This window comes from Clostridium sp. JNZ J1-5, from assembly GCF_053901425.1.
The window spans coordinates 662,568-676,914 of record NZ_CM132773.1 but is presented as its reverse complement, the minus strand read 5'-3'; the positions used below and the strand labels follow the sequence as shown (position 1 = coordinate 676,914).

The window sequence follows — 14,347 nt, the reverse complement described above, 5'->3', positions numbered from 1 at the left end:
TTAAATTGGGGATTTAATTAATAGAGAAAAAGTTTTTATTTATGACACTACATTGAGGGATGGAGCACAGGCTCAAGGTATTTCTTTTACAGTAGAAGACAAACTTAAGATATTAAAAAAGTTAGATGATTTTGGGATAGACTATGTAGAAGCCGGAAATCCAGGTTCTAATCCAAAGGATTTGGAGTTTTTTAAAAAGGCTGCTGAAATGAAGCTGCAAAATACTAAGCTTACGGCTTTTGGTAATACAAGAAAGCCCAAGACTAAAGTTAGTGATGATGCTACTGTTATGGCACTTGCAGATGCAGGAACTAATTCTGTTGCAGTTTTCGGGAAAAGCTGGGATTTGCATGTAAGGGATATAGTGAAAACTACACTAGATGAAAATTTAAATATGATTAAAGATACTCTTCTTTATATGAAGAGCTTAAATAAAGAAGTTATTTTTGATGCAGAGCATTTTTTTGATGGATATAAAGCTAATCCATATTATGCAATTAGTACACTTCATGCAGCAGCAGATGCTGGTGCAGACTGGATAGTTCTCTGTGATACAAATGGAGGATTGATGCCTTGGGAAATAGAAAAGATAGTAAAAGTGGTATTAAGTAAAATAGTGATTCCCATAGGTATACATTGTCATAATGACTCTGGTATGGCAGTTGCTAACTCAATTATGGCTGTTCAAAATGGAGCACTTCAGATTCAAGGTACTTTTAATGGATATGGTGAAAGGTGTGGAAATGCAAATCTTTGTACAATAATACCAAATCTCCAATTAAAAATGAATAAACAGTGTATCAGTAAAGAGAAGTTAATGGAACTTACTAGTTTATCGAGATATGTATATGAGATTACAAATATAATGCCAAATGATAGAGATCCTTATGTGGGAACTAGTGCTTTTACCCATAAGGGTGGAATGCATATCGATGGTGTTCAAAAAAATCCAAAGTCTTTTGAACATGTTTCCCCTGAAGTTGTGGGTAATTCAAGAAATTTTACAATGTCTGAAGTGGCAGGAAGAAGTACTATTCTAAGAAAAATCCAAAAAATAGCTCCATGGATAACCAAAGAATCTGAGGAAACTAAGATTCTAGTGGATAAGATTAAAGAATTAGAGCATAAAGGTTATGCCTTTGAGGGAGCGGAGGTTTCCTTTGAATTAATTGTTATGAAAACATTATGTAATTATAAAAAGATGTTTGAAGTAAAAGAATTTAAGGCAATTTGTGATGATAATTGGGGGGAAGAAAATAGTGCTTCTTCCATTGTAAAAATTGTAGTAGACGGAATTGAAGAAATAACAGCAGCAGAAGGACAAGGACCTGTGAATGCATTAGATAAAGCTCTAAGGAAGGCACTTGAAGTGTTCTATCCCTATATTAAGAATATGAGACTCATAGATTATAAGGTTAGGGTATTAGATACAAATACAGCCACTGCAGCCAAGGTTAGAGTTCATATAGAATCTACAGATGAAAAAAAGGTGTGGGGGACTGTAGGAGTATCTACAAATATAATCGAGGCCAGTTGGATTGCTCTAATAGATTCCATAGAGTATTTTTTATACAACTATATAAAGGAGGAAAAATAATATGAGTATGACGATGACACAAAAAATACTAGCTGCTCATTCAGGACTTAATGAAGTTAAGCAAGGACAGCTAATTAATGTAAAATTGGATTTAGTGTTAGGCAATGATGTAACTACTCCTGTTGCGGTAAAGGAATTTGAAAAGATGGGAGTTAAAGAGGTTTTTGATAAAAAGAAAGTTGCCATAGTTCCAGATCATTTTACTCCAAACAAAGACATAAAGTCAGCAGAGCAGTGTAAATGCATAAGAGATTTTGCAAGAAGTAAAGATATAGAAAATTATTTTGAAATAGGTGAAATGGGAATAGAGCATGCACTAATTCCTGAAAAAGGTTTATCTGTTCCAGGTGATGTAATAATAGGCGCTGATTCTCATACATGTACCTATGGAGCATTAGGTGCTTTTTCTACTGGAGTTGGAAGTACAGATATGGCAGCAGGCATGGCCACAGGAGAAGCATGGTTTAAAGTGCCAGAGGCAATAAAGCTTATACTAAAAGGAAAAATGGGAAAATGGGTTTGTGGTAAAGATGTTATATTACACATTATTGGAATGATAGGAGTAGATGGAGCCCTTTATAAATCTATGGAATACACTGGAGAGGGACTTGCTAATCTCTCTATGGATGATAGATTTACAATATCAAATATGGCAATTGAAGCTGGCGCCAAAAATGGAATATTTGAAGTAGATGAAAAGACGTTAGAATATGTTAAAGAACATTCTTCTAGAGAGTATAAAATTTTTAAGGCTGATAAAGATGCAGAATATTCTAGGATAATAGAAATAGATTTGTCAACTATAAAACCTACAGTGGCATTTCCGCATTTGCCGGAAAACACTAGGACTATAGATGAAGTTGGAGAAGTTAAAATAGATCAAGTTATTATAGGATCATGTACTAATGGCAGAATAGAGGATCTTAGAATGGCTGCAAAAATACTAAAAGGTAAAAAAGTAAATAAAAATGTTAGAACAATAATTTTCCCAGCAACTCAAAAGATATATCTACAAGCTCTAAAAGAAGGTCTTCTAGAAATATTTGTAGAAGCTGGAGCAGCAGTAAGTACACCTACTTGCGGACCATGTCTTGGAGGACATATGGGAATACTTGCAAAAGGAGAGCAGGCAGTAGCAACAACTAACAGAAATTTTGTAGGTAGAATGGGACATCCAGAAAGTGAAGTATACCTAGCGAGCCCAGCAGTAGCAGCGGCTTCAGCTATTACCGGCAAGATATCTTCACCAGAGGAGGTAATGTAAAATGTTTAAAGGAAAGGTAATAAAGTATAAAGATAATATAGATACAGATGTAATAATTCCTGCCAGGTATTTAAATACCTCTGATCCAAAGGAATTAGCTACCCATTGTATGGAGGATTTGGATAAAGAGTTTATTAATAAAGTAAAAAAAGGAGACATAATGGTTGCTGGAAAGAATTTTGGGTGTGGTTCTTCTCGTGAACATGCTCCTATAGCTATAAAGGCTTCTGGAATAGATTGTGTTATAGCAGAAACCTTTGCTAGAATATTTTACAGAAATGCAATAAATATAGGACTTCCTATAATGGAATGCAAAGAAGCTGCTGATGATATAGAAGATGGAGATGAAATTTCAATAGATGTAAATAGAGGAATTATAAAAAATATAACAAAAGATAAAACTTATAACGCCAATCCTTTTCCAGCTTTCATGCAGGAGATTATGAAGGCAGAAGGGCTAGTAAACTATATTAAAGGAAAGGTGGCAAAATAATGAATATAGCTATAATTCCTGGAGATGGAATAGGACCTGATGTAATTAAACAGGCTATTAAAATTTTAAATGCAATAGAAGAAAAATATAATTGTAAATTCCAGTTTACAGAAGTGTTAATGGGTGGAGCTGCCATAGATGCCACAGGAGTTCCATTACCAGAGGAAACTATAAATATATGTAGAAGAAGTGATGCCATACTTCTTGGTGCAGTTGGAGGAAATAAATGGGATAATATTCCAGGAAGTCTAAGGCCAGAAGCAGGTTTACTTGGAATTAGAAAAGCATTAGGGGTGTTTGCAAATTTAAGGCCAGCTATAATGTTTCCACAGTTAAAGTCAGCGTCTACTTTAAAAGAAGAGGTTTTAGGGGATGGACTAAATATAATGGTTATACGAGAATTAACTGGAGGAGCCTATTTTGGTGAGAGAGGCAGAATCCATACAGAGGATGGAGAGAAGGCTTGGGATACTATGGCCTATTCTACCTATGAAATAGAGAGAATAGCTAAAGTGGCTTTTCAAATTTCAAAGAAAAGAAATAATAAGCTTACATTGGTAGATAAAGCTAATGTACTTGAGAGTTCAAGATTGTGGAGAGAAACAGTAACAAAAATGGCATCAGAGTACCCAAGTGTAGAATTAAATTATATGTATGTAGACAACGCAGCCATGCAGCTTATTAGAAATCCAAGACAATTTGATACAATCGTTACTGAAAATTTATTTGGGGATGTATTAAGTGATGAAGCTTCAATGCTTACAGGTTCTCTTGGAATGCTGCCATCTGCAAGCTTAGGGGAAGGAAAGCTTGGTCTATATGAGCCTATTCATGGTTCAGCTCCAGATATAGCAGGTCAAGATAAAGCAAATCCAATTGCTACAATTATGAGTGTTGCTATGATGCTTAGGTTTAGTTTTGATATGGAAGATGCAGCAGATGCAATTGAAAAAGCTGTAGCTTCAGTTTTGGATAAGGGATATAGGACTTGTGACATTATGGAAAAAGGAATGAATTTAGTTGGAACTGAAAAGATGGGGGATTTAATATCAGAAGTTATAAATAAATAGAGATAAATTAAAGTAGTAATTAATTATGGGATATGTTTTAAAAGGGGGACAAAAAATGAAATTAACTGGGGCTCAAATATTTGTTGAATGTTTAAAAGAACAAGGGGCAGATGTAATTTTTGGTTATCCAGGGGGAACCATATTACCTATTTATGATGAGCTATATAATACCAGTGATATAAGACACATTTTAACAGCACATGAGCAGTGGGCGGCTCATGCTGCAGACGGATATGCAAGATCAACTGGGAAAGTAGGGGTTGTACTTGCAACTTCTGGACCAGGAGCAACTAACACAGTTACTGGAATTGCAACTGCTTACATGGACTCTGTTCCAATAGTTGTCTTTACTGGGCAGGTTCCATTACCTATATTGGGGAGATCTTCTTTTCAAGAGGTAGATATAACAAATATGACCCACGCTGTTACAAAACGAAATTATATAGTTAAAGATGTAAAAAAGTTAGCACAAACTATAAGAGAGGCATTCAAAATTGCTCGCTCAGGAAGACCGGGGCCTGTACTTGTAGAGATACCAAAGGACGTTCAAACAGATTCTGCTGAATATGAAGCTGCAATTATAGATACATCAAATAAGAGAATAGAATGGGATTTTCATAAAGATGAATGGAATCAAGAGACATTAAGAAGAAACTTGGATAAAGCTCTAGAAGCTATAAATAGTTCAGAAAGACCGCTTATATATGCTGGGGGAGGAGTAATTATAGCTGAAGCAAATAATGAACTTATGGACTTTGCTAAAAAAATAAAATCACCAGTAGCCTGTTCACTTATGGGAATGGGGGCTTTCCCACAAGATAATTCATTTTATACAGGATTAATAGGAATGCATGGAACTAGAGCGTCTAATAGGGCGGTAAATGCTTGTGATCTTCTTATTGCAATAGGTGCCCGTTTTAGTGATAGAGTAGTTGGTAAAGTAAGCACTTTTGCACCTAATGCTAAAGTAATTCATATTGATATAGATCCTGATGAACTAGGTAAAAATATTTTTGCTCATATTCCGCTATGTGGACATTTAAAAAATGTTCTTTCATCATTAATAGATAGAATAAATGAGAAAAACATAACTCAGTGGAATGAGCAGATAGATGAATGGAAAGGAATTTTCCCGCCCAAATTTAAAAATAGACATACTTTAAATCCACATTATATAATAGAAAAACTTTCTGAATTGACACAGGGAAAATGCATTATAACTACAGAGGTAGGACAAAATCAAATGTGGACAGCACAATCTTATGTTTTTAAAGAACCAAGAACCTTTATATCATCAGGAGGACTAGGAACTATGGGGTATGGACTTCCAGCTGCAATAGGTGCATGCATTGCAAATCCTCATAAGAAGATAATAAATGTAGCTGGAGATGGATGTTTTAGAATGAACTCCATAGAGCTTGCCACAGTCTCTAGATACAATCTTCCTATCCTTCAGCTTGTTATAAATAACCATGCACTTGGTATGGTTCGACAATGGCAGGATTTATTCTATAAAAAGAAGTTCAATAGTACTAAGCTTGGAAATGAAGTTGACTTCATAAAGCTTGCCAATTCATATGGAATAAGTGCTATAAAAATAACTTCAGATGAAGAAGTAGAAGAGTCTTTAAAAAAGGCGTTAAACATGAATAAACCTGTAGTGGTTGAATGTGTAATAGATGAAGGAGAAATGGTATTTCCAATAGTACCTCCAGGAGGATCACTACATGATGCAATAGAAGATCATGGTTAAGCTTATATAATTTAAGTAAAGTACAGCAAAATGGCGGCCTTGGTAACTACAAAGTAAGGTGCTAAAAATCGAAGCTATATAATTCAACAGAGAATCTTTGCTACGTTAAGAAGTTCTAAGTTTGTGCCTTTAAAAATTTCCTACCCAGCCCTATGCAGCGTTCTGCTGCAGGTCTGGCTCCCACCCGTCCTAGGTGGGAATTACGGAAATTTTTAAATTCACAAACTAAGAACTTCTAAGACTTGCTCAAAATTCTCTTAATGAATTATATAGCTTCTAACTTTTAGTCCCTTAAATTAGACTAACTATATGAAGTCAAGGTAATTTTAAAAGAAAAGTTATATTTTTAGTTTCTTAAAAAAGTGCATGACAAATAAAGCAACCTAGTTGCCTTTTTTAAAAAGTCAGGATTACATTTGTGGAATAAATGTGGTATTGGTTTTTAAAAGATAAAATACAACACGTATAAGCTTTTTAGCAACATGGCTCATGGCAACATAGTAATGCTTACCTTCTGACTGTTTCTTTGATAAGTATAATGCAAAGGTTGAATCTCTCATTGAAACAGTTCTAGATGCAGTAAGTATAGCCCAACGGAGATATGTAGAGCCACGTTTTACCATCGGTGTATGAGAAGCACTGTATTTACCAGATTGATATGTAGAAGGATCTAATCCAGCGAATGCTAAAAGTTTAGCTGGGCTTGTAAACTTCTCTATATCTCCAATTTCAGAAAGTATTATAGCTGCTAGAGTATATGAGATACCTGGAATACTCATTATTGGAGAATTAATCTCGGTAACAACTTCTTTTATTTGAAGGTCTAAAGCATCAATCTCAGCTTGAACTGATTGAATTAACCTAATAGTTTGTTGTAATTCAAAAGATAAAGATTTTGTGCTAGTTCCAATTGAATGCCTAGCGGCTTCTTTTAAAGCGGTAGCTTTATCTTTTCCATATTTGCCCCTAGAAGCCTTACTTAGAATACTAGTAAGCTTAGTGAGATGGCAATTAGCCACGTCCTGCGGACCAGGTAACTCCGACAGGAGGCAATAAGAGGAATTTTGATGAATTGACCAAAAGTATTTAGGTAGTTCAGGAAACATGATATCTATTAGTCTTGTTATTGATATTTTTAATTTTCCTCTATAACCGATTAAACGATATCTATGTCTAGTTAGTGACTTTAGCTCTTGAATCTGATATGATACTGGTGAATAGGATTTTGTATCATCAGAAAAGAGCATTTTAGCAATAACTAATGCATCCGTTTTATCGGTCTTAGTTTTCCTAAGGGTTTGAGCCTTACGGAAAAGATTTGTAGCTAAAGGGTTGAGAATAGAAAGCTTGAAACCTTTAGCATACAAGAAGTTTTGGAGATTAGTGCTATAATGACCTGTTGATTCAAGTCCTATTTTTACGTTAGAAATATCCTTGTCAGGCAGAGAGGAAAGAATTGAGAAATAAAGCAATTCAAAGCCTTCACGAGAATTGGATATACGTAAAGAATCATTAATAATAACACCATCTGAATCAACGATACAGCAGTCATGCTTCTCTTTAGCTACATCGATTCCAATATAAATCATAAGAACACTCCTTATAGTTTAGTCCGCTATGTTCCACTCACTTTATGCTAAATGTATCCTTGCTCTATATAAAACGTCATGCGTTATCTAACTAATTAACAAATAAGCATAAAGCTGTGGTTATATCCTAATTTAAATAGTCTAGCTATATGTAAAAAAACTAATCCACAGCGTCTTATGTTATTATAGTAAATTATCTTTAAGAAAGGAAAAGTATAATGAATTTACTATGAGTTCATTATACAAGGTAAAATAAGGCTGCTAGTATTTACACAAAGCATATATTAAGAACTGTAGTAGTAATTACTATTTAGACTATAGCTAATTTAATAACCAGTGTAAGTATTATATTAATTGACTTATTAGAAAAGCGCAGAGCGCTTAACCCGATGAGGGTGCCAGGATTTTAGGCGAAGCCTGTTGAAGTTATCTTAGTATCTTCTGATTGCAATTTCTTCAATAATACTTACTTAGTAGCTTTACAGTGTGGCTACGCCATGCAAAATTATCATTTTGCTTTTTGAAGTCCTCATAATATTTACTATAATGCTTTTTAATTGCAACTAATTAAGGCATGTAAGATTACTGACCAGCATATATGCATCAACTGAAGGTTTCTCAATGATACATATATGCGTAAGCCAAGTAATCTTACATGCCGCTATTTTGCTGCACTTTACTTACATTACTGAATAAAAGTTGCTTAAAGACTTTTTATTTTTTTCAATATAAACTATAATATTCACTATAAATAATTTTTAAAAGGAGAATATATGGAAAAAGGCATTTTTGACTTGAAAAAGTATAATTTAGATAATGGGTTAAATTTGGTTACAATAAAAAAAGAAACTCAATTAGTATCCATACATGTTGGAATTAAGATAGGTTCTATATATGAAAATAGAGAAGAAAAAGGAATAGCACATTTCGTAGAACATATGTTATTTAAGGGTACAGAAAATAAAAATAATGAGGAGTTAAATGAATCGCTAGAACAAAGAGCAGGAGAATACAATGCATATACTGATTATAATTGTACTGTTTACAGTATAACAGCTCTTAATGATGAATTAAAAATGTCTATAGAATTGTTATCAGATATGCTTCAAAATTCAACTTTCCCAGCAGATGAAGTTGAAAAGGAAAGAGGAGTTATTCTTGCAGAAATAAGAACAAGCAAAGATGATATAGAAGATTATAGCTTTAGAAAAGTTATGGAGAATGCTTTTAGAAATAGTTCTATTAAGATAGATACTATAGGAAAAGAGAGTACTATAAAAAAATTTACAAGGGATCAATTAGTTGATTTTTATTGCAGATACTATGTTCCTAATAATACATGTATAACTATAGTGTCCCCAAATGAACATGAAGAAGTTTTGAATTTAGTGACTAAATATTTTAGTTCCTGGAAGAGCTGTGATTATATAAAAGGCAGTGTAAAAGTAGAAAATAATATACCATCAAGGAAAGTTTCATATAAGAGAGATATAGAGCAAAGTACAATAGTTTACCTATATACTTTCCATGGCTTAAGTAAGCAGGAAGAACTTGCACTTAGGATACTTAACTATAAGTTAGGGGAAAGCGCTAATTCTATATTATTTAGAAAGCTAAGAGAAGAAAAAGGACTAGCTTATGACGTATACTCTGAATTAGATGCAACTAAAGATGTTAAAATTTTAAGTATTTATACTTCTGTAAATGAAGAAGATGTTAGTGATGCTGTAGATACAATAGAGGGTATAATATATGATATAAAAAATAAAAATATAGTTTTGGATGAAAGAAATATTTCATTGATGAAAAAAGTCCTTAAGACTGCAGTGGCAGGTACACTTGAAGATTCAACTCAACTTGGAAACTATGTACTTCATCAAATAATTGATGGTGAAGATATATATGAATTTGTTGATGATATGAATAATATGGAAAAAATTAAAAGTGAGGATATATATAATATTTCCAGAAAAGTGTTAGAAAGTCCAACAGTGCACATATTACTTCCTGAAAAGAGTGATAAATAGTGGATAAAATAATAACTAAAATAGAGGCAGGTAAAAAAAGTAAAAATAGGGTTAATATATTTTTAAATGAAGAATTTTCATTTGCTTGTAGTATGGATCTAGTTTATTATTATAAATTAGAGAAGGGTAAGAAAGTAGACTTAGATTTATTAAGCAATATTATTGAAGAAGATAATTATATTAAAGGCAAAAATGATGCACTAAGAATTATAGAAAAAAGTTATAAAAGCAAGAAGGAAATAGTAGATAAATTATTAGTGAAAGGTTACGAAGAAAAAACAATTACTAGAATAATAGAATTTTTAGAGCAATATAATTTTATAAATGATGAAAAATATGCAGAGATGTTTATTAAAGATAAAAGTTGCAGTAATGGAAAGAAAAAAATAAAATATATGCTCATAAGAAAAGGTATAGACGAAGATATAATTAATAATAAGCTTAAAGATGTGGAAGAAGCAAAAGAAAGAGAAGCTGCACTTAAGTTAGCACAGAAAAAGTATGGTATCCTCATAAAGTCAGAGACAAATGAAAAAAAAGTTTACAAAAAAATAGGAGATTATTTAGCTGGAAGAGGATATAATTTTGATATAATAAATAGCACTCTAAATAAAATTATAAGATTAGAGGATAGTACACCTAATAAAGAAAATATAGATAATTATGAAGATGGATGTAGCAATACAGGAGAAGAGGACTTAAGTAAGCTTAAAGAGTTAGCAGAAAAAAGGTATAGAATACTGCTTAAATCAGATAAAGATTATGGGAATATATATAGAAAACTCAGTCAATATCTATTAAGAAGAGGATACAACTGGGATGATATTAAGAAAATATTAAAAGGAATAGTGGATAATGAATGATTTAATTAATTTTATTAAAGATAATCCTATAGATGTAGGACTAGTATTAATATTTTTATATCCTATAATAAAGGGATTTTTACTAAAGTTCTCATCAAAAAGTTTAAAAAATGATATAGAGGATGCGGGAAGTTATACTGCTTTCATAATTGGATCTATTCTTGGAGTTTATATGACAAAAAGAATATTCTTAAGGCATGATGAAGGAATATATAATACAATATATAATTTTATTCCAAAGAATATTTTGAACACAATTGAGAATAAACCAATATTTATATATATAGCAGCAATGCCAATTATTATATTTATAATATATAAAATTGTAGAATTAATTATAGGACTTATAAATAAATTAACTTTCTATCCACTTTTAGATGTTGTAGAAGATTTTTTGATAGAAAAGAGTGCCCTTACAAAAAGAGTTATAGGATTAATATTTCAGTTACCTAAAGCCATTTGTTATATTTTATTAGCTACCTTTATTCTAAATATATTAGCTATTTTAGGGGTAAATGAAGATTATAATAAGAAGCTTGAAAGTTCACAAGTATATAGTTTCCTATCTGAGGAAGTTGTAAACCCTATTGCAAATTCAGAGTTTGCAAAGGAGCTTCCTAATATAATTAATAATTCTTTTAAAATAGTTGTAAAAAATGATTCGGTAAATTCTGAAGATAATTCAGGAAAAACCATAGTTTATTATAATGGGATTACCTTAAGTGAGGGATTAAAATCAAATGAAGAGATAGATAATTTTGCAAAGGCCTTAGTTCAGGAAAGAGGTAGTACAAGAGCTAAAGCAAAGACAATATATAACTGGGTAGGTAGAAATATTGAATATGATTATGATAAAGTTGATAAAATACTAAACAATGATTTTAATGTAAAATCAGGAGCTATAAATACATTTTATAGTAAAAAGGGAATTTGTTTTGATTATTCATGCCTTTATGCAGCTATGTGTAAAGCTAATGGAATAAAGGTTAGAATAATAACTGGAGAAGGATTTAATGGTTCTAGCTGGGTTAGTCACGCTTGGAATCAGGTTTATATTGAAGGAGAAGATAAATGGGTTAACGTAGATACCACATTTTATAAAGGTGGAAACTATTTTGATAGTTCTGTATTTAAATTAGATCATAGAAATGAAAAAATAGCAGGTTAATAGGCGGCGTATTAGAATTAAAAAATAGTGTCTAAATATATGAAATTATATATTTAGACACTATTTTTTATTGCACTTAACTAGAAATAAAACTTATTTTGGAAAATAATTTACCAAAAATTCAAAAAATTATGTAAAAGTTCCGAGATATGTGTTATTATAGATAGTATAAAGCTTATTAAAATCTAAAATTTAATAGGGAAGGGGGAGATTTTGTTGACATTAGTAAAAGGTTTACAAAATAAGACTCTTAAACTAATAGCTTGCTTAGGCTTGTTATTAGGAGCTACAGCAATATCTACTGCTACATCAATGATTTTAGAACAACCTAAATGCCCAGAAGAATTGTTAAAATAGTAATAGTGACATTTAATGAATTAAAGCCATAGATATGTTAAATTTATATATCTATGGCTTTAGTCTTCTATATACAATAAATATATAGATTCTTTTAATTAAATTGGTATATAATGTTTTTAAGGATATAAAAATTATACAATAAACAACATAACTAAAGAAATATTGACATATATTTTATATAATGTATCATGTATTATATAATATTGTGTAATATTATGCAGTTTTTCAAGCCTATAGGGAGGATATAAATGGATTATTATACTTTATTAAAAGAATTTATAGCTGTATTAATGGAAGCCGTTATAATGATTTTAATATATTTGAGAGTTTTTGAAAAAAATTATTATTTAAAAGAAGAAAAATCTAAGGTTATATTTTTTATATTAATGTATGCAGTATTTTCTACTTGGGCTTCTTTAAGTATTCCACAAGGATACCATAGTATAATAATTATGATATTTTCAACTATGATACTTTCAATACTTACTTCCACTAAGTTTTTAAAATCTTTTATAGCAGTTGTAGTTGGGTTAATTTATTTTACTATAGTAGATTTATTAACCATTAGTGTAATCTCTCTTATAACTGGAGAGGATTTATTTGATAGTACAAAATTAGAGAGTATAAAGTATCAAGTCACATTTACAGCTAAATTTATTCAAATATTTATAGTTCTGATGATATATAAATATAACAAAAGAATTATAAAGTTCAAATCTAATGATGAAGATGAAAATGTTCTAGGTTATTGGTTTTTAGGGATGTTTTTAATGGCACTTTTTATTACTGTAGGGATATCCAACAAAACGGATGTATATTTATACCAAGCATTATTATTTGCTTTTTTCTTTCTTTTTATTGTAGTTGGTATGATTGACTATAAAAAGAAGATAGAACTTCTTCAAATAAAAAACAAATATCACCTTAAAGAGGAATATATAAATAACCTTGAGGCTATAGTAGACATTATAAGAAGAGAAAAACATGACTTTGCAAATCATATAAATACAGTTTATGCTATGTGTATAATGAATAGACCGGATACTCTTGAGAGAATTAAAGCATATTTAAAAAGTACAACAAATAATTTAGAATCTACATATAAGTTTTATGACACTGGAAATGGGTATGTTGATGGATTAATAGCGGTTAAAAGTAACTTTGCTTTTGAAAACAATATATATTTAGATGTTGATTTTGAAACTCCGTTAGAAGTAATTGCTATTAATGACAATGATTTGATCGGAGTAATAGGAAATGTTTTAGATAATGCACTTTATGCTGTTTTTTCTGAAAAAGAAGATGGAAAAAAGATAGTTTCTGTATATGGATATATGGAAAATGAAAGATACTATTTATCTATCGCTAATAACGGACCTATGGTACCGAAAGAAATAGGTAATAAAATATTTAAAAAGGGATTTTCAACAAAGTCAGATAATAGGAGAGACCATGGATTTGGCTTGTACATAGTGGATCAACTTGTAAAGAAAAATGGTGGACAAATTATATTTTCTAGTTCTCCTGAAGAAACTGAATTTTTGATTGAATTTAAAGTAAGGAAGGAGTATTATGGGAAAATTAGCTAAAAAGTTGGCGATTGCCATACAAAAAAATAATCCTAACTTAACTGAAATAGAAATAAAAAAAATTCAATTTGGACTTGAGTGTTTTTTTAGTGAATCATCCAAAATTATAATTTATTTTATAGTATTTTATTTATTGTCATTGACATCATATTTTATTATTGGAGTTATATTTTTTGCTGTTTTAAGAGCGGCAGCTGGAGGATATCACGAAGATACTTATTTTCGGTGCCTTTTTAGTAGTTTTGTGATCTTCGCAGTTATAGTTTACTCAGGAGCAAACCTAACCTTATCCTTATACTATAAATTAGCCATTGAATTAATTTCTATTTTATTAGTATGGATTTATGCTCCTGTGGATCATCCTAATAAGCCTATAATTAGTAATGATAGGCGTAAATCCTTAAAATATATCTCAATGTTTGTATTTGTTCTTTTAGCTATTATAGGACTATTAATTGGTGGTAAATTAGGAAATACAGCAATTATGGCTCTATTTTTAGAGAGTATTACACTTCCTATGGGTTACTATAAAAATAGAAGGGTAAGCAGCAAATAGCTAAGATAGATTTACTAT

Annotated in this window: 12 protein-coding genes; 11 read left to right on the top strand and 1 reads right to left on the bottom strand. The window is 31.0% G+C overall.

What is annotated here, in order from left to right:
- Positions 1–16: 16 nt before the first annotated feature.
- The 5 genes from cimA to ilvB are packed head-to-tail and all read left to right on the top strand — an operon-like array spanning position 17 to position 6,177.
- Positions 17–1,597, top strand: coding sequence for a citramalate synthase (gene cimA / locus ACWW38_RS03400; protein WP_456260410.1), 1,581 nt, complete (start codon positions 17–19; stop codon positions 1,595–1,597).
- Between the two features lies 1 nt (position 1,598).
- Positions 1,599–2,861 carry a 3-isopropylmalate dehydratase large subunit gene (gene leuC / locus ACWW38_RS03395; protein WP_456259409.1) on the top strand — a complete coding sequence of 421 codons (1,263 nt, stop codon included), beginning with the start codon at positions 1,599–1,601 and terminating at the stop codon, positions 2,859–2,861.
- A 1-nt stretch (position 2,862) separates the two neighbouring features.
- Complete coding sequence (gene leuD / locus ACWW38_RS03390) at positions 2,863–3,354, top strand: 3-isopropylmalate dehydratase small subunit (RefSeq protein ID WP_456259408.1); 492 nt, start codon at positions 2,863–2,865, stop codon at positions 3,352–3,354.
- Complete coding sequence (gene leuB / locus ACWW38_RS03385) at positions 3,354–4,424, top strand: 3-isopropylmalate dehydrogenase (protein WP_456259407.1); 1,071 nt, start codon at positions 3,354–3,356, stop codon at positions 4,422–4,424. Before leuD ends, leuB begins: the two co-directional genes overlap by 1 nt.
- Positions 4,425–4,479: 55 nt before the next feature.
- Positions 4,480–6,177 carry a biosynthetic-type acetolactate synthase large subunit gene (ilvB, locus tag ACWW38_RS03380; RefSeq protein ID WP_456259406.1) on the top strand — a complete coding sequence of 566 codons (1,698 nt, stop codon included), beginning with the start codon at positions 4,480–4,482 and terminating at the stop codon, positions 6,175–6,177.
- Positions 6,178–6,587: 410 nt separating this feature from the next.
- Here ilvB and ACWW38_RS03375 read toward each other — a convergent pair whose 3' ends face one another.
- Positions 6,588–7,766: an IS110 family RNA-guided transposase gene (locus ACWW38_RS03375; protein ID WP_456257925.1), complete on the bottom strand. Its 1,179-nt coding sequence runs from the start codon at positions 7,764–7,766 to the stop codon at positions 6,588–6,590.
- 773 nt (positions 7,767–8,539) lie between these two features.
- On the opposite strand from ACWW38_RS03375, the gene ACWW38_RS03370 reads away from it, so the two are divergent.
- From ACWW38_RS03370 to ACWW38_RS03345, 6 genes are all read left to right on the top strand, one after another.
- The gene (locus tag ACWW38_RS03370) at positions 8,540–9,793 is read left to right on the top strand and encodes a M16 family metallopeptidase (protein WP_456259405.1); all 1,254 of its coding nucleotides are present in this window, start codon (positions 8,540–8,542) and stop codon (positions 9,791–9,793) included.
- Positions 9,793–10,656 (top strand): recombination regulator RecX, encoded by an 864-nt coding sequence (gene recX / locus ACWW38_RS03365; RefSeq protein WP_456259404.1) that lies wholly within the window; start codon positions 9,793–9,795, stop codon positions 10,654–10,656. Before ACWW38_RS03370 ends, recX begins: the two co-directional genes overlap by 1 nt.
- Positions 10,649–11,824, top strand: coding sequence for a transglutaminase-like domain-containing protein (locus ACWW38_RS03360; protein WP_456259403.1), 1,176 nt, complete (start codon positions 10,649–10,651; stop codon positions 11,822–11,824). The genes recX and ACWW38_RS03360 overlap by 8 nt, the downstream gene beginning before the upstream one ends.
- Before the next feature lie 216 nt (positions 11,825–12,040).
- Positions 12,041–12,181: a cyclic lactone autoinducer peptide gene (locus ACWW38_RS03355; RefSeq protein ID WP_456259402.1), complete on the top strand. Its 141-nt coding sequence runs from the start codon at positions 12,041–12,043 to the stop codon at positions 12,179–12,181.
- A 251-nt stretch (positions 12,182–12,432) separates the two neighbouring features.
- The gene (locus ACWW38_RS03350) at positions 12,433–13,773 is read left to right on the top strand and encodes a sensor histidine kinase (RefSeq protein ID WP_456259401.1); all 1,341 of its coding nucleotides are present in this window, start codon (positions 12,433–12,435) and stop codon (positions 13,771–13,773) included.
- Positions 13,757–14,329 carry an accessory gene regulator ArgB-like protein gene (locus tag ACWW38_RS03345; RefSeq protein WP_456259400.1) on the top strand — a complete coding sequence of 191 codons (573 nt, stop codon included), beginning with the start codon at positions 13,757–13,759 and terminating at the stop codon, positions 14,327–14,329. Before ACWW38_RS03350 ends, ACWW38_RS03345 begins: the two co-directional genes overlap by 17 nt.
- Positions 14,330–14,347: the final 18 nt, after the last annotated feature.